General features: G+C 70.1%; 23 protein-coding genes and 2 pseudogenes. 7 read left to right on the top strand and 18 right to left on the bottom strand.

Annotated elements, in window-relative coordinates:
- Positions 1 to 107 (top strand): annotated as a pseudogene (locus tag BN971_RS24695) (1,4-dihydroxy-2-naphthoate polyprenyltransferase); the annotation flags it as partial.
- A 3-nt stretch (positions 108 to 110) separates the two neighbouring features.
- Here BN971_RS24695 and BN971_RS15235 read toward each other — a convergent pair.
- A complete protein-coding gene (locus BN971_RS15235) occupies positions 111 to 458 on the bottom strand; it encodes a DUF4229 domain-containing protein (RefSeq protein ID WP_090350369.1) in 348 nt (115 codons plus the stop codon).
- 82 nt (positions 459 to 540) lie between these two features.
- Between BN971_RS15235 and BN971_RS15230 the strand changes: the two genes are divergently transcribed.
- On the top strand, positions 541 to 693 hold the full coding sequence (locus BN971_RS15230; protein ID WP_090350268.1) for a hypothetical protein: 153 nt from the start codon (positions 541 to 543) through the stop codon (positions 691 to 693).
- A 6-nt stretch (positions 694 to 699) separates the two neighbouring features.
- Here BN971_RS15230 and BN971_RS25100 read toward each other — a convergent pair whose 3' ends face one another.
- From BN971_RS25100 to hemL, 7 genes are all read right to left on the bottom strand, one after another.
- Positions 700 to 852 (bottom strand): hypothetical protein, encoded by a 153-nt coding sequence (locus BN971_RS25100; protein ID WP_170322169.1) that lies wholly within the window; start codon positions 850 to 852, stop codon positions 700 to 702.
- A gap of 45 nt (positions 853 to 897) precedes the next feature.
- Positions 898 to 1,875 carry a c-type cytochrome biogenesis protein CcsB gene (gene ccsB, locus BN971_RS15225; RefSeq protein ID WP_085179317.1) on the bottom strand — a complete coding sequence of 326 codons (978 nt, stop codon included), beginning with the start codon at positions 1,873 to 1,875 and terminating at the stop codon, positions 898 to 900.
- Entirely contained in the window at positions 1,872 to 3,458 is a 1,587-nt protein-coding gene (locus BN971_RS15220; RefSeq protein ID WP_170322184.1) for a cytochrome c biogenesis protein ResB, read from the bottom strand. Before BN971_RS15220 ends, ccsB begins: the two co-directional genes overlap by 4 nt.
- A gap of 122 nt (positions 3,459 to 3,580) precedes the next feature.
- Positions 3,581 to 4,360, bottom strand: a complete 780-nt coding sequence (locus tag BN971_RS15215; RefSeq protein WP_085179319.1) for a cytochrome c biogenesis CcdA family protein — start codon at positions 4,358 to 4,360, stop codon at positions 3,581 to 3,583.
- Positions 4,357 to 4,977 carry a TlpA disulfide reductase family protein gene (locus BN971_RS15210; RefSeq protein ID WP_085179320.1) on the bottom strand — a complete coding sequence of 207 codons (621 nt, stop codon included), beginning with the start codon at positions 4,975 to 4,977 and terminating at the stop codon, positions 4,357 to 4,359. Before BN971_RS15210 ends, BN971_RS15215 begins: the two co-directional genes overlap by 4 nt.
- Entirely contained in the window at positions 4,974 to 5,582 is a 609-nt protein-coding gene (locus BN971_RS15205) for a histidine phosphatase family protein (protein ID WP_085179321.1), read from the bottom strand. Before BN971_RS15205 ends, BN971_RS15210 begins: the two co-directional genes overlap by 4 nt.
- Positions 5,579 to 6,910, bottom strand: coding sequence for a glutamate-1-semialdehyde 2,1-aminomutase (gene hemL / locus BN971_RS15200; protein WP_090350266.1), 1,332 nt, complete (start codon positions 6,908 to 6,910; stop codon positions 5,579 to 5,581). The genes BN971_RS15205 and hemL overlap by 4 nt, the downstream gene beginning before the upstream one ends.
- A gap of 107 nt (positions 6,911 to 7,017) precedes the next feature.
- Here hemL and BN971_RS15195 point away from each other — a divergent pair, with 107 nt between their 5' ends.
- Positions 7,018 to 7,410, top strand: coding sequence for a nitroreductase family deazaflavin-dependent oxidoreductase (locus tag BN971_RS15195; protein WP_085179323.1), 393 nt, complete (start codon positions 7,018 to 7,020; stop codon positions 7,408 to 7,410).
- 27 nt (positions 7,411 to 7,437) lie between these two features.
- Here the strand turns inward: BN971_RS15195 and ligD are convergent, their stop codons facing one another.
- The 5 genes from ligD to BN971_RS15175 form a co-directional block, all read right to left on the bottom strand.
- Positions 7,438 to 8,394 (bottom strand): non-homologous end-joining DNA ligase, encoded by a 957-nt coding sequence (gene ligD / locus BN971_RS15190; protein WP_085179497.1) that lies wholly within the window; start codon positions 8,392 to 8,394, stop codon positions 7,438 to 7,440.
- Positions 8,395 to 8,487: 93 nt separating this feature from the next.
- Positions 8,488 to 9,849 carry an amino acid permease gene (locus tag BN971_RS15185; RefSeq protein ID WP_085179324.1) on the bottom strand — a complete coding sequence of 454 codons (1,362 nt, stop codon included), beginning with the start codon at positions 9,847 to 9,849 and terminating at the stop codon, positions 8,488 to 8,490.
- Positions 9,850 to 9,858: 9 nt separating this feature from the next.
- Positions 9,859 to 10,017 (bottom strand): hypothetical protein, encoded by a 159-nt coding sequence (locus BN971_RS24690; RefSeq protein ID WP_211279770.1) that lies wholly within the window; start codon positions 10,015 to 10,017, stop codon positions 9,859 to 9,861.
- 202 nt (positions 10,018 to 10,219) lie between these two features.
- Positions 10,220 to 11,365: an LLM class flavin-dependent oxidoreductase gene (locus BN971_RS15180; protein ID WP_085179325.1), complete on the bottom strand. Its 1,146-nt coding sequence runs from the start codon at positions 11,363 to 11,365 to the stop codon at positions 10,220 to 10,222.
- Between the two features lie 95 nt (positions 11,366 to 11,460).
- Positions 11,461 to 13,050 (bottom strand): phospholipase C, encoded by a 1,590-nt coding sequence (locus tag BN971_RS15175; protein ID WP_085179326.1) that lies wholly within the window; start codon positions 13,048 to 13,050, stop codon positions 11,461 to 11,463.
- A gap of 209 nt (positions 13,051 to 13,259) precedes the next feature.
- Here BN971_RS15175 and BN971_RS15170 point away from each other — a divergent pair, with 209 nt between their 5' ends.
- The 3 genes and pseudogenes from BN971_RS15170 (at position 13,260) to BN971_RS26695 (ending at position 15,494) form a co-directional block, all read left to right on the top strand.
- Positions 13,260 to 14,123 (top strand): alpha/beta hydrolase, encoded by an 864-nt coding sequence (locus tag BN971_RS15170; protein ID WP_211279775.1) that lies wholly within the window; start codon positions 13,260 to 13,262, stop codon positions 14,121 to 14,123.
- A 9-nt stretch (positions 14,124 to 14,132) separates the two neighbouring features.
- Positions 14,133 to 15,299: pseudogene (locus tag BN971_RS15165) on the top strand (acyltransferase family protein); the annotation flags it as partial.
- Positions 15,282 to 15,494, top strand: a complete 213-nt coding sequence (locus BN971_RS26695) for an SGNH hydrolase domain-containing protein (RefSeq protein WP_428978064.1) — start codon at positions 15,282 to 15,284, stop codon at positions 15,492 to 15,494. The pseudogene BN971_RS15165 and the gene BN971_RS26695, both read left to right, overlap by 18 nt.
- Before the next feature lie 454 nt (positions 15,495 to 15,948).
- Here the strand turns inward: BN971_RS26695 and BN971_RS15160 are convergent, their stop codons facing one another.
- Positions 15,949 to 16,635, bottom strand: coding sequence for an Rv0518 family GDSL lipase (locus tag BN971_RS15160; RefSeq protein WP_090350263.1), 687 nt, complete (start codon positions 16,633 to 16,635; stop codon positions 15,949 to 15,951).
- A 69-nt stretch (positions 16,636 to 16,704) separates the two neighbouring features.
- Positions 16,705 to 17,919: an acyltransferase family protein gene (locus tag BN971_RS15155; RefSeq protein ID WP_211279771.1), complete on the bottom strand. Its 1,215-nt coding sequence runs from the start codon at positions 17,917 to 17,919 to the stop codon at positions 16,705 to 16,707.
- Positions 17,920 to 18,237: 318 nt separating this feature from the next.
- Here BN971_RS15155 and BN971_RS15150 point away from each other — a divergent pair, with 318 nt between their 5' ends.
- Positions 18,238 to 18,657 (top strand): STAS domain-containing protein, encoded by a 420-nt coding sequence (locus tag BN971_RS15150; RefSeq protein ID WP_085179328.1) that lies wholly within the window; start codon positions 18,238 to 18,240, stop codon positions 18,655 to 18,657.
- Here the strand turns inward: BN971_RS15150 and BN971_RS15145 are convergent.
- The 3 genes from BN971_RS15145 to hemB are packed head-to-tail and all read right to left on the bottom strand — an operon-like array spanning position 18,641 to position 20,485.
- A complete protein-coding gene (locus BN971_RS15145) occupies positions 18,641 to 18,901 on the bottom strand; it encodes a hypothetical protein (RefSeq protein ID WP_085179329.1) in 261 nt (86 codons plus the stop codon). The genes BN971_RS15150 and BN971_RS15145 overlap by 17 nt on opposite strands.
- Positions 18,898 to 19,503: a DUF3093 domain-containing protein gene (locus tag BN971_RS15140; protein WP_245836506.1), complete on the bottom strand. Its 606-nt coding sequence runs from the start codon at positions 19,501 to 19,503 to the stop codon at positions 18,898 to 18,900. The genes BN971_RS15145 and BN971_RS15140 overlap by 4 nt, the downstream gene beginning before the upstream one ends.
- Before the next feature lies 1 nt (position 19,504).
- The gene (gene hemB, locus BN971_RS15135) at positions 19,505 to 20,485 is read right to left on the bottom strand and encodes a porphobilinogen synthase (protein WP_085179330.1); all 981 of its coding nucleotides are present in this window, start codon (positions 20,483 to 20,485) and stop codon (positions 19,505 to 19,507) included.
- Positions 20,486 to 20,533 lie beyond the last annotated feature (48 nt).

Raw genomic sequence — 20,533 nt, 5'->3', positions numbered from 1 at the left:
GGTCGGGGCGCGGCGGCCCGGCGTTGATCCCGGTGCTGCGCGACACCGGGCTGGCGATGGTGGTGTGGGCGATCGCGGTGTCGGCGGCGCTGGCCCTGCGGCGCTGAGCTCTACGCGTCGGGTTCGGGGCGGGGCTCAGGCTCGGGATCGGCCGGGGCCTCGCCGTGCAACCGGGCCCGCAGCTGTTCGCGCTCGCGGCGGCGACGCCCGCCGGCGGCGGCCAGCGACGCGGTGGCCCGCCGGCGCAGCGGGCTGAACACCCAGATGCCCAGCGGCATCGCGATGATCAGCGCGAACAAGGCGGCGACGACGATCGGGAACTGCGCGACCCCCAGCAGCCGCGCGATCCCGTAGATGACGGCGGTCAGCAGCGCCGCCAGCAGCAGGCGCGCCCCCGCGTACAGCACGACGTCGACCACGACGCGATTCCCGTCGCCGTCCGCGTTATCCCCAGGCAGGGCTGGTCCCGGCTTGGGTCCCGGCTCTTTCGGCACAGGCCGAGCCTACGGCCCAGGTATATTCCCTCCAAGGAGGTGTTGAGTGCTCTACCTGCTGCTCGTCCTCGTTCTGGGGACCCTGGTCTACGTCGGCTGGCGCGCCGCGCGGTCGCAGACCCATCGGGCGACGACGCGTGTCATCGGTCCCGACGACGATCCGGATTTCTTACGGCGGCTAAGCCACGGGGACAAGTAACCCGCCCTAGGCGAGCCCCGGGGCGCGCTGATCCCCCGCGAAGCCGGCGAAGCTCCGGGTCGGCGAGTCGCCGGAATCCGCCAGCGGGTCGGCGGGCTGCCGAGGCGGCAGCTGGGTGGTCGGTGGCTCGGGCGCCCCTACGCCTGAATGGTCGGACACGTGCACTCCCCCCTGCGTCGAGTTCCTTGGGTCGGTTGCCGGCTGTCAGCCCACGCCCGCATATGAATGCAGGCCCACGGTCACCAGGTTAACGAAGAAAAGGTTGAAGACCATGGCCACGAACCCGGCGACGTTGATCCAGGCCGCCTTGCGGTCCCGCCATCCCGCGGTTGACCTGGCGTGCAGGTAGGCGGCGTAGATCACCCAGGCGACGAACGAGACCGTCTCCTTGGGGTCCCAGCCCCAGTACCTGCCCCACGCCTCCTCGGCCCAGATGGCGCCGAAGATCACCCCGAAACCGAACACCGGGAACGCGAAGATCGTGGTGCGGTAGGCCAGCCGATCCAGGGTCTGCGCGTCGGGGAACCGCTGGACGATCCGGGCCAGCGCGCCCTCGGCGTCGGGCTCCCCCAGCCGCGACGTGCGCAGCAGGAACAAGATGCTGGCGATACCGGCCACCATGAACACGCCGGACCCCAGGCTGACCACCGACACATGGATGGGCAGCCAGTAGGACTGCAGGGCGGGCATCACGGGCGCGGCATTCGTGTAGAGCCAGCGGCCGGACACCGTGAGCAGGATGAGCACCGGGAGCAGCAGGAACACCCACAGCGGGCGGTACTGCGGGCGGCGCAGCACAAGCGCGCCGGCGATCAAGCCGCACAGGCAGGTCAAATTGATGAACTCGTACATGTTGCCCCACGGCACCCGCAGCGTGGCCAGGCCGCGCAGCACGACGCAGGCGACCAGCAGGCCGATGCCGAGGTAGAGCACCGCGAGGCCGGCCCGCCCGACGCGCTCGTCGAACGGCCGGGCCGGCACGTCGTCGACGATGCCCGGGGTGGTGCTGTCGACGGCGACCGGGCCGGCCAGGACGCGTTCGCGCTGCTCGGCCCGGCGGCCGCCGACGTAGGCGAGCTCGAAGGCCAGCAGCAGCAGGGCCACCACCAGCGCCACGACCGCCGAGGTGAACGCCCAGTCGGAGTAGCGGGCGAGGCCGATGTCGACGTGCAGGGTGTTCATGTCACGTCCACCTGAGAACTCCTTTGGGACACCGGGGACTTTGGGGACCCGGGGGGCGGCTCGGCGGCGCTTTCGAGTCCGTCGAGCAGCCGTTCGGTCAGCCGCTCGAACTCGTCGCCCCAGCCCGAGTTGTCGGTGCGGGCCAGGCCGCCCAATTCGACATTCACGGTACCGGCCCCCTCGGGGTTCAGCCTGACCCACACCCGCCGGCGGCGCACCAGCAGCGAGACGAGCAGCCCCGCCATCATCGTGATCGCGAACACGAGCACCCAGGCCTGGCCGGGGTCGTGGGAGACCTGCAGGTTGACGAACGGCACGGCGCCGTCGAAGCGCACGACGGTGCCGGCCGCCGGGCCCTGGTCGATCCGGACCTCCTGGCCGGCGCGCAGGTTGACCCGCTTCTCCTTGATCAGCCGGCCCTGCTGGATGAGCCGGGGATCGAGGCTGAACAGCGACTGCGGCCGGCCGGTGTCCAGGCCGGTGTCGCCGCGGTAGATGTCGACGGCCACCGCCGGCGCGACCAGGGCCGGGAACCGCGACGACAGCAGGGCGCCGTCGAGCTGCTCGGTCGGCGCCAGCAGGCCCTGGATCGCGATCTCGTGCTGGCGGCGCTCGCTCGCGCTTGCGTAGCTGCCCGCGGGCGGGTCGATGCGCACCACCCCCGACGACAGCAGGGTCTGGGGGTTGTCGGGCCGCCACTGCACGGTCGACGAGCGGGTCTGCCCGTCCGGGAACGTCACGGTGAAGGTGGGCGCGTAGCCGTGGCCCTGCAGGTACACCCGGTCACCGCCGACCCGCAGCGGGTGGTTGACCTCCAGCAGGTAGTGCCGCCAGGTGTTGGCGCTCAGGTCGCCGCCGGACTGGTAGTCGATATCGGCGGCGAACGAGGTGGCCTGGCCCGACGGCAGGTAGTGGGCCTGGAAGTCGTTGACGCGGACGCAGATCGGGTGCAGCGACGTGCCGTCGACGGTGTTGCCGGCGCGGAAGGAGTCGAACGCCGCCGGCGAGGCCGAGCAGAAGCCCGGTCCGCCGTCGGCGATGACGATCACGTTGCCCTCGTAGCCGAACAGCTTGCCGACGGCGACGGCGACGAGCAGCCCCAGCAGCGAGAAGTGGAAGACGATGTTGCCGAACTCTCGTAGGTAGCCCTTCTCGGCGGACACTTCGACGCCGTCGTCCCGGTGGCGGACGGTCGTGCGCCAGCCGCGGAGCCGCTCGGTGACCGCGTTCGCCAGGGCGTTCACCTGCTCGGGGGCGGCGGCCAGCTGGGCGCCGGCGTGCTTGGGCAGCCGGGCCAGGTTGCGCGGGGCGGCGACGGGCGTGGCGCGCAGGCTGCGGGCGTGTTCGAGCATGCGGGGCGTCAGGCAGCCGACCAGCGACACGAACAGCAGGACGTAGATGGCGGTGAACCAGAAGCTGGAGAACACGTCGAACGCCTGCAGCCTGTCCAGCCAGGGCCCGATCACCGGGTGGGCGGCCAGGTAGTCGCTGACCTTGCCGGCGTTGAGGTTGCGCTGCGGCAGCAGGGCGCCGGGTATGGCGCCCAGAGCCAGCAGGAACAGCAGCACCAGCGCGGTGCCCATCGAGGTCAGCGCGCGCCAGGTGTTGCGCGCCCTGGCACCCAGGGCCGCGAGCAGACGCAGAATCGCACTCCGGCGGGAGTCTCCGTGCGATTCTGCGTCTGCTCGCGCGTCTACCGGAGCGCTCATATCGGCAGCCTCACGTCGGAGACGAACGCGTCGCGCAGCCAGGACACGAAGTCGTTCCACACCCCGGTGACCAGCAGGGCCCCGACGGTGATCAGCAGCACGCCGCCGAAGATCTGGATGGCCCGGGTGTGCCGGCGCAGCCAGCTCAGGCCCGCGACCGCCCCGGCCGAGCCGAACGCCAGCAGCACGAACGGGATGCCCAGCCCCAGGCAGTAGGCGATCACCAGGACGATCCCGCGGGCCACGCTCGCGCCGTCGGTGGCCGACGCGACGGTGACCACCCCGGCCAGCGTCGGCCCCAGGCACGGCGTCCAGCCCAGCGCGAAAACCGCGCCCAGCAGCGGCGCCCCCGCGACCGTGCTCCACTGGCGCGGGCTGAACCGGGCCTGGCGCTGCAGGGCGGGGATGAGGCCCACGAACACCAGGCCCATGACGATGGTCAGCACTCCCCCGGCCCGTTGCAGCAGCAGCTGGTTGGTGATCAGCGTGGTGGTCATGCCGAGCACGGCGACGGTCCCGAGCACGAACACGGTGGTGAAGCCGGCGACGAACAGCGCCGCGGACCCCGCGACCCGCCACCGCGCGGCCGGCGGGGCCTTGAGCGAGCCGGGTAGTGGCTCTTCCTCGACGCCGACCACCGCCGCCAGGTAGGACAGATAGCCCGGCACCAGCGGCACCACGCACGGCGAGGCGAACGACACCAGGCCCGCGAGCAGGCAGACCCCCAGGGCCACCAGCAGCGGACCGGCGGCGGCGATTTGGGTGAATCCGGTCATGCCGCGGGCGCCCCCGTCGCCGCCGATTCCGCCGCCAGCCGCTGCACCACCGGCTGCAGGTCCTCGGCCAGCACCGGGCGCAGAAAGACCGCCGCGACGCGGTGCTGACGGTCCAGCACCAGCGTGGAGGGGATGACGGTGGTGGGGTACCTGCCGCCGAACGCGATCAGCGTGCGCATGGCCGGGTCGTAGAGGGACGGGAAGCTCACGTGCCGGTCGTCGACGAAGTCCAGCGCCGCCTGGCGGTTGGTGTCGCGAACGTCGATGCCCAGGAAGGACACCCCGGTGCCGCGGGTGGCGTCATACACCCGCTGCAGCTGGCTCACCTCGGCCCGGCAGGGGCCGCACCACTGGCCCCAGATGTTGATGACGACGACGCGGCCGGCGAAGATCGGGTCGTCCAGCGACAGGGTGTGCGCGGGGTCGGCCAGGTCGGGCCCGGACAGCGGCCCGGGCCGCCCTCGGCTGGACGGCGGGTCGTAGAAGATGTCGGTTTTGCCGCCGGGCGAGACGAATTCGAACGTGCCGCCCTGGGCCACCGCGTCGCGACCCGACGAACAGCCGGCGAGCAGGGCCGCGAACGCGACCCCGGCCACCGCCAATCGCCGCACGGTCACGGCGCCGCCGGTTGGCGGTATTCGACGTCGACCAGTCGGTCGCCCTCGTACACCAGGGTGGTCACCGATGCCAGCCCGCACTCCCGCCGACGCGGGTCGTGCCACAACCGCCGGCCGGTCAGGTGCAGCCGCAGCGTCCAGACCGGCAACTGGTGGCTGACGCACACCACCTCCTGGCCGGCCGCCCGGGCGCGGGCCTTGTCCACCGCGGCGCTCATCCGGGCCGCGATCTCGGCGTACGGTTCGCCCCACGACGGCATGAACGGGTTGCGCAGTTGCCACCAGAACCGCGGGTCCCGCCAGGCCCCGTCGCCGGGGCCGACGCGGCGGCCCTCGAAGAAGTTGGCCGATTCGATCAGGTCCGGGTCGGTGTCGACGGTCAGGCCGTGCTTGGCCGCGATCGGCGTGGCGGTCTCCTGGGCACGTTGCAGCGGGGAGGCGACGACGGCGACGATGTCCCGGTCGGCCAGCTCGTCGGCCACCGCGGCCGCCTGCGCCCTGCCCGTGTCGGACAACCGGAAGCCGGGCAGCCGGCCGTACAGGATGCCGTCGGGGTTGTGCACCTCGCCGTGGCGGACCACGTGCACCCGGGTCTGCTCCGTCATCGGGGGCGGTCCTCCTCGGCGGCGGCGGCCGCGCGGGCCGCCGAAGGCAGGGCGCCGGCGATCCGGTCGAACGCGGCGTCGTCCAGCGCCGCGGAGACGAACCAGGCCTCGAAGGCGCTGCACGGCGGGTACACCCCGGCCTCGAGCAGGGCATGGAAGAACGGCGGGGACCGCCAGGTTTCGCTGGCCCGCGCGGACGCGAAGTCGGTCACCGGCGCTTCGCCGAAGAACACACTGAGCATGTTGCCGGCGCGCGAAATCTGATGTGCCACAGCCGCTTCCGTGAGCGCCTCGGAGAGCAGGCGCGCCAGCCGGTCGGCGTTGGCGTCCAGCGTGGCGTACACCGCGTCGTCGGCGGCGCGCAGTGTGGCCAGGCCGGCGGCCACCGCCACCGGATTCCCCGACAGCGTGCCCGCCTGATACACCGGGCCCAGCGGCGCCAGGCGCTCCATCACCTCCACCCGACCACCGAACGCGGCCGCCGGCAGGCCGCCGCTCATCACCTTGCCGAAGGTGAAAAGGTCGGCGGCCACCGGATCGATTCCGTACCAACCGCTTCGGCTGATCCGGAAGCCCGTCATCACCTCGTCGACGATCAGCAACGAACCGTGGTCGCCGGTGATCGCGCGCAGCGCCGCGTTGTAGCCGGGCGCGGGCGGCACGACGCCCATGTTGCCGGGGCTGGCCTCGGTGATCACCGCGGCGATCTGGTCGCCGAATCGCGCGAACGTCTCCCGCACGGCGTCAATGTCGTTGTAGGGCAACACGATCGTGTCGGCCGCGGCCGCGCCGGTGACACCCGGCGAGGACGGCAGCCCCAGCGTCGCCACCCCCGATCCGGCGTCGGCGAGCAGGGCGTCGACGTGGCCGTGGTAGCAGCCGGAGAACTTGACGATCTTGGCGCGACCGGTGAACCCGCGGGCCAGCCGGACGGCGCTCATGGTGGCCTCGGTGCCGGAGTTCACCAGCCGGATCCGCTCGACCGGCGCGACCCGCCCGATGATCTCGGCGGCCAGCTCGCTTTCGGCCGGCGTCGGCGCCCCGAACGACAGGCCTCGCGACGCCGCGCGAACGACGGCGTCGACGACGGCCGGGTGCGCGTGCCCAAGGATCATCGGCCCCCAGGAGCAGACCAGGTCGACGTAGTCGTTGCCGTCAGCGTCGGTGAGCCGGCAGCCGCGGGCCTCGGTGATGAAGCGCGGGGTGCCGCCGACCGCGGTGAACGCACGGACCGGGGAGTTCACCCCGCCGGGGATGACCGCGCACGCGCCCGCGAACAGCCGGGCCGACTCCTGCACCCGGGCGGTCGCCTGGTCACTGCTTGCCATGAGAACCAGTGTCCCAGCCCCCGCGGCCGCTTCAACTACAGGGTGTAGCAGGACGGGTTGGGGCCGCGGGGCTTGCTGGGGGATGCGGCCGCGCGTTGGATGGTCACATGAAGATGCCGCAGGGACTCGCCCGGTTCAACCGCTACGTCACCAACCCCGTCCAGCGTCTCTGGGCCGGGTGGCTGCCCCCGTTCGCGATCATCGAGCACGTGGGCCGGCGCTCCGGCAAGGCATACCGCACGCCGGTGAACGTCTTCAACACCATCATCGACGGCAAACCCGGCTTTGCGATCGTGCTGACCTACGGCCCGGACCGGGACTGGCTGAAGAATTTGACGGCCGCGGGAGGCGGTCGGATGCGCCACAACGGCAAGACCTTCGGCATCGCCGACCCGAAGGTGGTCAGCAAAGACGAAGTGGCGCGGTACCTGGCACGCGGCGGAGCGGTGATCGCACGGCTGCCGTTCGAACAAGCCGTGTTGCTGACCAAAACCGGGTGACTTGAGCCCTCGGCGGCGTCGTAAGTCTCAGCGTTGGTCGCGTCGGGCCCGCGCGCGACGCTTGCCCTCATGCATCGCGGCCACCCGGGCGACCGGTATGGCGCGGCCCTGCTCGATTAGGTCGTCGGGAAGGTGCTGGGGATTGGGCATGTGCTCGGCCCACAGGTCGCGCCCGGCAAGCGCGTCGACCGCGGTGCGGACGGTGAAGTCGCCGGGGCGTACGGAATCGAGGTCCGACCAGGACAGGGGGAACGACACCGGAATGCCCGGGCGCAGGCGCGGGCTGTAGGCGGCGACGACGGTCGCGCCGCCCGCGCGGGTGGAGTCGATGAACACCTTGCCGGCGCGGTCGGCGACGATGAAAGCGGTTGTCGCCCTTCGCGGGTCGAGCGCCTCGGCGCGGGCGGCCAGCGCCCGGGTCGCGGCCGCGACGTCATCCACCGCGGCGGCGCCGTCGAGGGGTACGAAGACGTGAATTCCCTTGGCGCCGCTGGTTTTCACCGCGCCGGCCAGGCCGCAGTCGGCCAGCGCCTGACGGACCAGACGGGCGACGGCGACCACGGCGGCGAAGTCCCCGTCGTCCGGCGGGTCGAGGTCGAGGATCAAATGGGTGGGCCTGCGTGGGTCGTCGGCCAGCGCTAGCGACGGGTGGTATTCGACGGCACGCTGATTGGCCAGCCACAACAGCGTCGGCCGATCATCGCAGACGATGTAGTGCACCTCGCGCTTCGATGCCTCGGCCCACAGTGGGACGGTCCGCACCCAGGCCGGGGTGTATTTCGGCGCGTTCTTCTGCATGAACGGCGCCTGGCCGCGCAGCACGCGCAGCACCGTCAGCGCACGGCCGGCCAGCGCGGACAACATCCGGTCGGCCACCGCGTCCAGGTAGTCGGCCAGGTCGCGCTTGGTGGCTCCGGCGTCCGGGCTCAGCGGTTGGTCCAGGTTGGTCAGGTCGACACCGGCGCGCCGCTCATCGGCCGTCATGACGCACCGACCGGCGGCCCACACCCCATGTTGCAGAACATTAGGTCATCGGCCGCGGCCGCCCGGAGCGCCGACGTCGGCTGCGTGACTCGTTCAGGGGACCGCATCGCTAGTGCCGATCCGGCCACGGGCCCGCGCGGCGAAGTAGAGCCCTATCACCACCGCCCAGGACAGCAGGCTGAGCCACAGCTGGCTGCGCGCCGAGCGGTCGAACGCCATCTGTACCAGCACGGCGGTGATCCCGGCCAGGGTCAGGACGGACAGCACCGGGAAGAACCACATCTTCACCCGCAGCCTCTCGTCGGGAGTCCTGCGGCGCAACACGATCTGCGACAGCGCGATCAGCCAGTAGACGAACAAGATGATGGCCCCCGACGAGTTGAGCAGGAACAGGAACACCGTCCCGGGCGCGAGCCACGCCATGATGACGCACAGGAAACCGACCGCCGACGAACTCAGGATGGCCAAGTGCGGAACGCCGCGCCGGCTGAGTGTGACCAGCCGCGCCGGCGCCTCCCGCCGATCGGCCAGCACGAACAGCATGCGCGACGCGGTGTACAGGCCCGAGTTCAGGCAGGACAGTACCGCGGTGAGCACGACGGCGTTCATCACCTGGTCCGCGCCGCGCAGCCCGATGTGCTTGAGCGCGGCCACGTATGGCGATGCCCCCAGCTCGACGGAGTTCCACGGCAGGATGACGACGAGCAGGAAGACCGAACCGACGAAGAAGATGCCGATGCGCGCGACCACCGACCTGGTCGCCCGCTGGACGGCGAGCTCGGGGTCGCGGCTCTCGGCGGCGGCGACGGTGACGATCTCGGCGCCCACCATGGAGAAGATCACCACCACGATGGCGGCGAACACCGCCCCGACGCCCTTCGGGAAGAAGCCGCCGTGCGCCGTCAGGTTGGAGAAGTCGGTGTGATGGCCGGGCACCCAACCCAGCAGCAAGGCCGTGCCGACGGCCAGGAAGGCCACGATGGTGGCGACTTTGATTCCGGCGAACCAGAATTCGAATTCACCGAACGAGGTCACCGAGAACAGGTTCGTCGCCGTCATCAACACCATCAGGCACAACGACAGCAGCCACAGCGGCGCGTGGAACCAGTAGTTGAGGACCTTGCCGCCGGCGACGGCCTCGAAGCCGACGACGATCACCCAGAAGTACCAATACAGCCAGGCCACCGAAAAGCCCGCCCAGCCACCCAACGCCCGCGCGGCGTAATCGGCGAACGAGCCGGTCGACGGGTTGGCGGCGGCCATCTCGCCCAGCATCCGCATCACCAGCACGATCAGCAGGCCGCACAGGGCGTACGTCAGGAACGCGGCCGGCCCGGTATCGCGGATCACCACGCCGGACCCCACGAAAAGGCCGGCGCCGATCACGCCGCCGATGGCGATCATGCTCAGCTGACGCTGCGAAAGTCCTTGCCGCAGTTGCGGAGTGCCGGGCATAGGGGGTGTTCAGTCCAGGCCGGTGGCGACCACCGACCAGACCGGAAGGCGCCCTCGGTGGTCTTCCGGCAGCGGGTCGCTGACGCTGAGCCGATGCGCGAGCGGCCGCCTCCGCCGCAGAATCTCGCCCCGCCCACCGCAGGCCGAGACGTTCGGGTCAACTGCCATGGTCTGCTCGCTTCCGCGCGATTCGTTGGGACCGACAGTTCATTCTGCGGTAGGCAACCCAGCCTGAACAGGCTGCGCCGAGCCTGCCCCCACGATGCGTGACTCGTTCAAAAGCACACCCCGTACGCAGGCTCGGCGCTGACCAACGGGTGATTGGCGCGGCCCGCGAAGCGAATCGCGGCGTCGGCCAGGGTTGCCGCAGTCAGTGCGCGGAGGCGATAGCGAACGGCGTCGCCGGCGCCGGATGCGACTGCCGGTTGGGGTGCTGCCACACGCCCCGGCGCTCGAGCAACGGCAGGACGCCCTCACCGAACCAGTACGCCTCTTCCAGATGCGGATAACCGGACAGAATGAAGTGGTCGATTCCCAGGTCCGCGTACTCGGTCAGCCTTTCGGCGACCTCGGCGTGCGACCCGACCAGCGCCGTGCCCGCCCCGCCGCGGACCAGGCCCACGCCCGCCCAGAGATTGGGTGCGACGAGGAGCCGGCTGCTGTTGCCGCCGTGCAAGTCGAGCATGCGGCGCTGACCCTCGGATTCGCTGCGCGCGAGGCTCGCCTGCACTCGTTCGACGTCGGCGGGGTCGACAGCCGCCAACAGTCGGTCGGCCTCGGCCCAGGCTTGCGCGGCGGTGTCGCGGGTGATCACGTGGATCCGCAAGCCGAACTTCAGGTCCCGGCCCGCGTCGGCGGCCAAACCCCTGATCCAATCCAGCTTTTCCGCGACCGCAGTCCGCGGTTCGCCCCAGGTGAGGTAGACATCGGAGTAGTTGGCCGCGACCGGGCCGGCCGCCGCCGAAGATCCGCCGAAGAATACCTGGGGTATCGGGTCGGGTGGGTTGTTCAGTTGCGCGCCCTCGACGCGAATGTGGTCCCCGGCGAAGTTCACCGGCTCGTTCGAGGCCCACAGTTGGCGGACCACATGCAGGAATTCGGCGGTGCGGGCGTAGCGGGACTCCTTGTCGAGAAAGTCGCCGTAGGCCCGCTGCTCGTGGGGCTCGCCGCCTGTGACGACGTTGAGCAGCAGCCGGCCGCCCGAATGCCGCTGGAAGGTCCCGGCCATCTGGGCGGCCAGCGTCGGGCTGAGCAGGCCGGGCCGGAAGGCGACCAGGAATTTCAGCACCTCGGTGTTCTCGATCAGCATCGCAGTCGTCAGCCAGGCGTCCTCACACCACAGCCCGGTCGGGGTCAGCACCGCCTCGAAGCCGTTGTCCTCGGCGGCCGCGCAGATCTGGTGCAGGTAGCGCAGCGTCGCGGGCCGGTCGCCGGACATCGGCGTCCCGTGCCCGCCGGCAACCAGGTTCCTCGAGTCGCCGTAGGTCGGCAGAAACCAGTGAAACGCCAGACTCATTGCACCCCTCCGTTTTCACACACGAAGGTCCCATCGTGCACAGGTTTGGCGGGGCGCGGGAGGGTTAGAACCCCGGAGATTGCATCCCGGGCGCGCTAGCGCGGATTGCCGGTGCCGGCATCCAGCGACAAGCCCGGTTGCAGCGGCCCGGTGAAATCAAACATCGCACCCAGTGCGCCGGCTCGTTCGTCCAACGAGTGGTCACCGATGCGGCCGGTGCTCCAGTTGTCCTCGATGAACCGCAGGATCGAGGTCTGGTCGGTCAGGGTGTGGTCGACGAAATTCGCTCTGGCGTAAGGAGATATCACCAGCAGCGGCAGTCGCGGTCCGTAGCCGCATCGCCCCTGATAGGCGACGGGAGCGGTAGCGGCGTCACCGCATCGGCCCGGGCCGTTCAGCGCGTCCTGGGGCGTGGCGGACGGCGACACGATCGGCGAAGGTTTGTGGTCATACCAGCCGTCCGAATCGTCATAGGCGATGACGATCGCCATATCGCGCCATTCGGGCAGCCGTTGCAGGTGGTTGATGGTGTCGACGACGAACCGCTGCTCGTCGAGTGGATCGGAGTAACCGGCGTGACCGTTTTCATAGGCCGGCGGTTTCAGGAAGCTCACCGAGGGAAGGTGCCCCGCGTCGGCGGCGGCCCAGAAATCGGACAGGTCGTATTGATGGTTGGCCTGGTCGCTGCTGCCGATCTTGTCGATCGCGCTCGGCGGCAGGTGGTGCGGGTTGGCCGTGGACGGGTAGTACTGGAACGGCTCGTGATGGGGGACGTAGTCGGCCTTGGTACCGAAGGCCAGGGCGCCGGCCGCACCGGTGCCGCCGAGGGCCGCGCCGATGTTGTGCTGGGCGCCGCACTCGGCCTCGCCGTCCGCTCGGGCGGTGGGTTTGAAACCACCCTGAAACCACCCCCAGGCGATGTCCTCGGCGTTGAGCAGGTCACCGATGTTCTTGTTGCCGGCGGCGAACTGCACCTGGTCCCGGTTGGAGCAGTCGTCGCCGAACGGCTGGGAGTCGTCGATGAGCGTACCCAGCCCGCCACCGGTGTCGTCGATGACCGCAAGCGGCGGGAACGGGCGGCCGCCCGGCATGAATTTGGTTGTGATGCCATGGGTTTGGCCCGAGACAAGGTTGATGTGTCCCGGTGACGAGGGACCGAACGTGGTGTTGTAGAAATTGTCGCTCAACGCGTAGTGCTGGGCGTAGTTCCACAGCGCGGTCACCGTGTTGCCGTCGTAGTAGCCCATCACCAATCCGGGGGTGTTGAACGACGGTGGTGCACACGGGTCACCCTCGGTGTGTTCGACGAATCGATCCATCGCGCCACCGTCGAAGGCCGCTTGTTCGGCCTGGTAGGCATGGTCCTGATCGCAGGTCACCTGCTGAGCCGGCCCACCCAGGCGAATCGGCGCCGCCGCATTCGGGTTGTGGGCCAACAACTCCGGCGTGAGGCCGTCGACCGCAGGAGTATCCGGTTTCGCCGTGAACGGTTGCCCATCGGTGTTGGCCGCATGGGGATAGGTCCCGAAGTAGTGGTCGAACGAAACGTTCTCTTGGAAGACCACCACGAGGTGGTGGATCGGTGTGGCGGTCGCCCGTTGCGCACCCGGCGTCGCGGGCCGGTGACCGCAGGCGGCGACCAGACCCAGGACCGCAATGCAGACACTAAAACGTTGCCAGGCCATGGCGCGGAGGTATACCAGTTCTCGATCGTCGGTGGGCGCGCATCGGGTAAGCAGCGTATCAACGCGAACCGGCCGGCGCCTGTAGCCGAATCCGCCGAATCCGCCGAATCCGCCGAAGTCACCCGTTGATCAACGCCGCATCACGCGAGATCACGCGATGCTTCCAATTCGGCGTGGCTCGGCCGGTATTACCCGGCCCACGCGGCATCATTGCGATCATGCCTGACCTCACCCGCCGGGCGGTGCTGCGCATGGGCGCCGGCGCCGGCCTGGGAGCCGCCGGTGTGCTGGCGTTCAGCGGGCTGCTGGACCCGGTGAGGTCACAGGCGGCGCCGGGTCCGGCCCCGTTCGAGCCGCCGACCGCGGGCACCACTCTGCCGACCAAGGTGACCGGTTCGTTCGTGTCGGCGGCCCGCGGGGGGATCAAGACCAACTACGTGATCGCCATGCCGCCCGGCCAGACCGGGGCGTTGCGTCCGGTGATCGCGCTGCACGGCATGGACGGCGACGCGAACCAGATGCTGGACATGGGCGTCCCCGAGGGCCTGGCACGACTGGCCAAAGCGGGCAAGCCGCCGTTCGCGGTGGTCAGCGTCGACGGCGGCAACACCTACTGGCACAAGAGGGCTTCCGGCGAGGACTCCGGCGCGATGGTGCTCGACGAGTTGCTGCCGATGCTGTCCACCATGGGTTTCGACACCTCGCGGGTGGGCTTCATGGGATGGTCGATGGGCGGCTACGGGGCGCTGCACCTGGGCGCCAAGCTGGGTCCGTCGCGCACCGCCGGCATCTGCGCGATCAGCCCGGCCCTGTTCAGCTCGTTCGCCGACGCCACCCCCGGCGCTTTCGACAGTGCCGACGACTGGGCGCAGAACAGCGTGTTCGGTCTGCCCACGCTGAACTCGATTCCGCTGCGGGTGGACTGCGGGCTCTTCGACCGCTTCTACCCGGCCACCAGACAATTCGTGTCCCAACTGAAGACTCCCGCGGCGGGCAGCTTCTCGATAGGCGGGCACGACGTCGTGTACTGGCGCGTCCAACTTCCCGGCGAGCTGGCCTGGATGGCTACCTAAGCCACGCAGATGACACTCCCCCAGGAAGCGGTCGCCGGCAGCCCACGCCGAGTGGAGCGGCCCCGCCGCAAGGGATTCCGGCCCGATATCGAAGGGCTGCGGGCGATCGCGGTGATCGCAGTCGTGCTCTACCACGCCGGCATCCCGGGCATCACCGGCGGCTACGTCGGCGTCGACGTCTTCTTCGTCATCTCCGGCTTCCTCATCACCCGGTTGTTGTGGCAGGAGGTCGCCGCCACCAATTCCGTTGCGGTGGGACGTTTCTACGCCGCGCGGGCGCGACGGCTGCTGCCCGCCGCGGCCGTGGTGGGTGCCGCCACCGCCCTCCTGGCGGCCGTCGCGCTCCCGCCGCTGCAGGCGCGCAGCGTCTTCGTGGACGGCATCGCCAGCGCGCTGTATGTCGGCAACTACCGGTTCGCGACGCAGGGCACGGACTACCTGGCGCCGGGGATGCCGTCACCGTTCCAGCACTACTGGTCACTGGGCGTCGAGGAGCAGTTCTATCTGGTGTGGCCGGTGTTGATCATCGGCACCGCGTGGTTGCTCGGACGGCTCGGGCGAACCGGCGCGGCGGCGCGGGCGATGCCGTACGCGGTCGCGCTCGGAGTGGTCGGGGCGGCGTCGCTGACGGCCGCCGTGTGGTGGACCCGCACGTCGCCGTCGTGGGCGTTCTTCTCGCTTCCCACCCGCGCCTGGGAGCTGGCCGCCGGCGGTCTGGTGGCGCTGTCGATCCCGCAGTGGCGCCGGCTGCCGCTGCTGCCGGCGGCGATCGCCGGATGGGGCGGCCTGGTGCTGATCCTGGCGACCTGCACGCAACTGGGGCCCCACACCCCCTACCCGGGGACCGCGGCGCTGCTGCCGGTGCTGGGCACGGCGCTGGTGATCGGCGCCGGTTGCGCGACCAAGGGACTGGGGGTGGGCCGGGTGCTGTGCCGGCCGGCGATGCGCTCGATCGGCCGCGTGTCCTACTCGTGGTACCTGTGGCACTGGCCGCTGCTGTTGCTGATGCCCTCGTTGCTGGGCGTGCCCGCGGGCCCGGCCGTCCGGTTGTCGGCGACCCTGGTGTCGGCGGGGCTCGCCGTGCTCACCCTCCACCTGGTCGAGAACCCCGGCCGGTTCGCCGCGACGCTGCGCCGGTCGGTGACCGCCAGCCTGGGCGTGGCGGCCGTGGCCGCCGAGCAGGGCGCGACCGTCGCGGCGGGCGGGCAGTACGCCGATCTGACCGACCTGTTCTGCGTCCCGGACCGCTGCCCGGTGATCGTCGGCAACACGCTGGTGTTCCGGGACGACAACCACGTGACGACCGAGTACGCCCAACTGATGACGCCGGTGATGGGAGCTCTGACCGACCACGCCGTGGCCAACAAATAATCCGAAATGAACCAAATCGATGCACACGAACGTCATACTGACAAAAGGTATTTGGAGGTTGTGAGATGAGTCCGCTGCTGCTGGCTTGTATAGCCGTGGTCGCCCCGGTCGCGGGGATGGGCCTGATGCAGTTGCAGACGCGCCTGGAGCGCTGGGATTACGAGCGGCACGCCGACGACTGAACCGCCGGCGAGCGTCATGGCCGAGGCCAGACTGTCGTGTTGATCCACGGCAACTCGCGGCGAGCAATTGGGCTTGAGGCCCGCATCGCATTCGAGAAGCGTGGATACGCCGCACACATGCCGACGCTGCGCCATCACGAGCTGCCCGCCGACGAGGGTGCCGAGAAAATCGCCGACTGTGGGTGACATGCACATGAATCACTCGAAATCATTGCGTAACAGGCACACTCGGTACGCTGCGGGAGCCCGGGAAACCGCCCGGCACGCCTGATCTAGGCCGGCGCCAGTTGCATTCGGATCAGCGGCGCGATCATGTCCGCCAGGTATTCATGTCCCGCGTCGGTCGGGTGTACGCCGTCGGCGCCGATGAGGTCGGGCCGGTCGACGAACCAGCGTTCGGCGATCGGGTCGACGAACGCCGCGCCCGCGGCCGCGGCCCCGGCGCCCAGCGCGTCGCGCACGGCGAACATGGCCGGCGGGACATCGGCGGTCGGCCAGGGCGGCCCGATCACCAGAAACTTCGCCGAGGGCGCGGCCCGGCGCGCGAGATCGAAAGTCTTGCGGATGTTTTGGGCCAGCACGCCCGGGTCGACGCCCTCGTCGTTGCGGGAGCCGAAGAACACCACCAGCGCATCGTCGGGCTTGACCGCGCGCGCCGTCAGATCCTCGAAAACGCTGCCGTGGTCCCCGCGCACGACGTAGCCGGCCCTGCCCTCGGCCGCCACGTCCGGTGCGACGCGCTCACCGCCCTGGGCCAGCAACTTCCAGGCGCGGGCTGGCCACGAGCGCGGACCCTCGCCACCCTCGTTGGTTCCAGTGGTGTACGAATCACTCACCACGGCAACGTGATTCAGGCGGTAATCCTGAGTCAGCATGCCGTAGGCCCGCACCCGCCCCGGATGGACGAACAGCCCGACCATCAGAGCCAGCGCCACGACACAGGTCGCCAGACGACTCACTCACTTCCTCCCCTGCGATTTCTCGGCGGCCAGCCCGAGCACCCACCCCGACACCCGACTCGACAATTGTCACACCGCGCGAGCCGAAACCGCCTCCCGCGCACTGTCGATCTGACGAACCTTGGCGCTCCCCGACCCGTCGGGACCCATGGTCACGGCCCTCACGTCGACCATCCTGCGCATCCAGTGGCGCGCGGGCTCTTCGACGAAGTGGTACAGCAGGACCGAGATGACCACCGCCACCAGCAGCAGGGCGACGATGTTCCACTTCCACGGATTGTCCTGCGGGACCAGCTCGAATTGTTCGACGGCCCAGCCCCAGGCCGTATGCACCAGCTCGTGAACCATGTACAGGCAGAACGAGATCTCCCCGCCGTAGACCAGCACCCGCGTCGAGAGCACTCTGGGCAGGCTGCCGGCCCCGATCGCCAGCGCCATCACGAGCGGAACGAACAGCAGGTCGACCACCCCGCCGCTGTCCACCACACCGCTGATCGGGTGGGCGTCCAGGAAATACAGGACACCCACGACGGCGGCGAGGATGAGCACCGAGACGTACCCGGCGATTCGGCGGGCGCGATCGGTCAGCCGCAACCTGCGCACCGCCGCACAGGCCAGGGCGCCGGCGACGAACTGCGTGACAATGCGCGGCAGCCAGCTCCACGGCGTGTAGAACTGGCCGCTGGTCAGCAACAGCGCCACCGGCGGCAGCGACGCGGCGAAGGCCAACCACATCAGGCCCCGCGCCCGCGTCGCGTGCTGCATCCGGAAGATCACCAGGATGAGCGCCCCGAACATCAGGTAGGCGAGCCATTCGGCGCTGATCGACCAGGCCGGCCCGTCCCAGCTGGAATCGTCGAAGTAGGGCTGGAACCACAGCTGCACCAGCAGGATCTGGCGCACGTAGCTGATCGCGGTGAGCCGGGCGGCGTCCGGCGACGGCACGTGCCCGACATGCAGGGTGAAGATCACCCACACGGCCGCGAGGTGCAGGGTCACCAGGTACACCGGCCAGACCCGGGCAAGCCTCAGCCACAAGAAGCGCAGGGTGGCCCGCGCCGAGAAGGACCGGCCCATGCGGTCGAGGTAGTTGTAGGTCAGCACGAACCCGCTGAGGATGAAGAAGAGGTCGACGCCCTGGGCCCCGCAGTTGAGCACGGGCGCGAGGGCGTCGCGCAGGTCGGGTGATGCGTCGGCCAGCATCGGCCGGAAGTGGAACAGCACGACCCAGAGCGCGGCGACGATGCGGAGCCCGGTCAGGGCCCTGATCTCTCCGGTGCGCACGATGCTCTTTCCGTCTCGACTGTGCTGTTTCGGTCGCCACGTGATCGAACTGGCCGGCCCCGTCGAGGCCAGGTTGCGATCACCGGTCCCCCCGCCTCGCAACCGGCAGCCAAGGCAGCCTAACAGCGCGGCGAGGCGCGCGGAGTGAGGGGTTTCGGCGTGGCCGCGCCCCGCGAGGCGACCCGACGGCGCCCGGTCTTTGCCCGGTTACCCGCGGGTACACCCGAATTCGCCTCTTAGCAAAGAGTTAGAGCCGGTTGTCGGTCCCCTTATCTTTGCCGCTTAGCGTTGAGTTCAACACCGCGCAGGAGGTTGCTCATGGCTGGCAGAACCACGATCGTCGACTGTGGTGGCGCGCGGATTCGGGCACACGGTCGCCACCTGGCGACCGTCGTCACGATCCAGGGCGAAATCGATGCCACCAACGTCGAGCAGGTCGCCCAGTACCTCCGCCGCTTCCTGTTGGGCGGCGGCCCGGTGGTGCTCGACCTCAGCGAGGTCCGCCGCTTCACCGGTGCCGGCATGTCCCTGTTGCTGACATTCGACGACGACTGCAGCGCCGCCGGGGCGGAGTGGACGTTGGTCGTGGGTCCCGCGGTCACCGAGCTACTGAACGACGCCCGCGCCGAGGACGCGTTCCCCACCGCCCGTTCGGTGCACGAGGCGCTGCGAAACCTGGCCGACGCGATCGTCAGCCGGCGTCAGCTGGTGCTGCCGCTCATCAAGAAGACGGCCTAAGCCGCCGCGAAACCCGCCTCAGGCGGGCGATTCCCACCACCGCCAGCACGCCGGCGGTCGTGATCAGCATCATCGTCAACAGCAGCAGCTGGGGGTCGTAGACCAGCGACGAGGTGGCGGGCTGCCCCTCGGCGACGGGCGCCACCGCGACCGGGTGGCGCGCATGCACCCAGCCCACCCCGGCTCCGGCCAACGCCGCGCAGGCCAGCGCGAGTTCGAGCAGCGCGCGGTAGCGTGTGATCACAGCTCTGACCCCGGCTCGTCTTCGTGGTCGAAATCGTGGTCGATGTCGGCGATGAGATCGGAGGCGGCACGGTCCACCCGCTCCTGCACCAGCGGGGCCAGCGCCGCCCGCAGGCCGCGGTGATTGCGCGCCCAGGCCTGCGCGGTGCGGCCCCCGGTGAGCTTGAGCCCGATGCCGGTTCGGCCGCGAGGCACCCCGACCAGTTCGCCGAGCGCCCGCGCCGACTGCCACTTGGCCAATTCCTTGCCCGACGCCTCGTGGTTCTCGGGTTCCGGATAGACCCTGACGATCTCGCGGACCAGGATCGTCTCCGTGCCCTCCCGCAGGGCGTCCGCGGTCAACTCGACCGACACGTGGATCCGCGCCGCTTTCACCTGCAACGCCACGAACGCCGACACCATCACCAGAAAGATCGCGGGGACCACCAGCCCGACCCCCGCGCCGCTCCACACCTCGATCAGCACCATCGACGCCGCCGAGATCGGCCCCAACAGCACCCACAACCAGCTGGCGCCGGGCTCGTAGAACAACGGCTTGGGCTCGGTGTCCCCGGCCGGTGCCTCCGGTGTCGGTGATGTCGGTGGTTGCAACGCGCGCCCCATCTCACGAAAGCCAGGCCGCGGCGGCCGCGGCCCAGTAGGTGAGCACGATATCGGCCCCGGCCCGCCGGATGCAGCCAAGTGACTCCAGCGCGGCGGCCCGCTCGTCGACCCAACCGTTGGCGGCCGCGGCGCAGATCATCGCGTACTCCCCCGACACCTGGTAGGCCGCGACCGGCACCGGCGAGATCGACGCCGCCGCGGACACCACGTCGAGGTAGCCGAGCGCGGGTTTGACCATGACGATGTCGGCGCCCTCGCCCAGATCCAGCTCGATCTCGCGCAGCGCCTCGCGCGCGTTGCCCGGCTCCTGCTGATAGGTGCGCCGATCCCCGGACAGGCTCGAGCTCACCGCCTCGCGGAACGGGCCGTAGAAGGCCGAGGCGAACTTGGCGGCGTACGCCAGGATCGCCACGTCGGTGTAGCCCGCGGCGTCCAGGCCGTCGCGGATCGCGCCCACCTGGCCGTCCATCATCCCGCTCGGCCCGACCACGTGGGCGCCCGACTCCGCTTGGGCGACAGCCAGTTTCACGTAACGCGCCAGCGTGGCGTCGTTGTCGACACGCCCCCGGTCGTCGAGGACGCCGCAGTGCCCGTGGTTGGTGAACTCGTCCAGGCAGGTGTCGGCCATCAAAACGGTGGCCTCGCCGAGATCCTTGGCCAGGTCCCGCAGGGCGACGTTGAGGACGCCGTCGGGGTCGGTGCCGGCCGAGCCGACCGGATCCTTGTCGTCGTCACGGGGAACGCCGAACAGCATCAGCCCGCCCACCCCGGCGGCGACGGCGTCGGCGGCGGCGGCGCGCAGCGAATCCCTCGTGTGCTGCACGACGCCGGGCATGGACGAGATCGACCGCGGTTCGTCGATGCCGTCGGCGACGAACATCGGCAGCACCAAATGCCTTGGCTCCAAGGATGTTTGCGCCACCAAGCGCCGCAACGCGGGGGTCGAGCGGAGCCGACGCGGCCGCTGCCGCGGGTAGGCCACTAGGGTCCTCCGTGGCGACCCGCTGCGCCCGGCTTCGCCGCGCTTGCG

It is taken from the genome of Mycobacterium bohemicum DSM 44277, from assembly GCF_001053185.1.
GTDB lineage: Bacteria > Actinomycetota > Actinomycetes > Mycobacteriales > Mycobacteriaceae > Mycobacterium > Mycobacterium bohemicum.
The sequence above is the reverse complement of the archived record's forward strand: the minus strand, read 5'-3'. Positions and strand labels throughout refer to the sequence as shown.

Coding starts and splice junctions, on each gene's coding strand:
- BN971_RS24690 (WP_211279770.1), bottom strand. CDS start 10,017: ATGGCAGTTGACCCGAACGTCTCGGCCTGCGGTGGGCGGGGCGAGATT.
- BN971_RS15140 (WP_245836506.1), bottom strand. CDS start 19,503: ATGGGGCGCGCGTTGCAACCACCGACATCACCGACACCGGAGGCACCG.
- hemL (WP_090350266.1), bottom strand. CDS start 6,910: ATGGCAAGCAGTGACCAGGCGACCGCCCGGGTGCAGGAGTCGGCCCGG.
- BN971_RS15215 (WP_085179319.1), bottom strand. CDS start 4,360: ATGACCGGATTCACCCAAATCGCCGCCGCCGGTCCGCTGCTGGTGGCC.
- BN971_RS15180 (WP_085179325.1), bottom strand. CDS start 11,365: ATGAGTCTGGCGTTTCACTGGTTTCTGCCGACCTACGGCGACTCGAGG.
- ligD (WP_085179497.1), bottom strand. CDS start 8,394: ATGACGGCCGATGAGCGGCGCGCCGGTGTCGACCTGACCAACCTGGAC.
- BN971_RS15150 (WP_085179328.1), top strand. CDS start 18,238: ATGGCTGGCAGAACCACGATCGTCGACTGTGGTGGCGCGCGGATTCGG.
- ccsB (WP_085179317.1), bottom strand. CDS start 1,875: ATGAACACCCTGCACGTCGACATCGGCCTCGCCCGCTACTCCGACTGG.
- BN971_RS15185 (WP_085179324.1), bottom strand. CDS start 9,849: ATGCCCGGCACTCCGCAACTGCGGCAAGGACTTTCGCAGCGTCAGCTG.
- BN971_RS15220 (WP_170322184.1), bottom strand. CDS start 3,458: ATGGGCACCGCGCTGGTGCTGCTGTTCCTGCTGGCTCTGGGCGCCATA.
- BN971_RS15175 (WP_085179326.1), bottom strand. CDS start 13,050: ATGGCCTGGCAACGTTTTAGTGTCTGCATTGCGGTCCTGGGTCTGGTC.
- BN971_RS15195 (WP_085179323.1), top strand. CDS start 7,018: ATGAAGATGCCGCAGGGACTCGCCCGGTTCAACCGCTACGTCACCAAC.
- BN971_RS15205 (WP_085179321.1), bottom strand. CDS start 5,582: ATGACGGAGCAGACCCGGGTGCACGTGGTCCGCCACGGCGAGGTGCAC.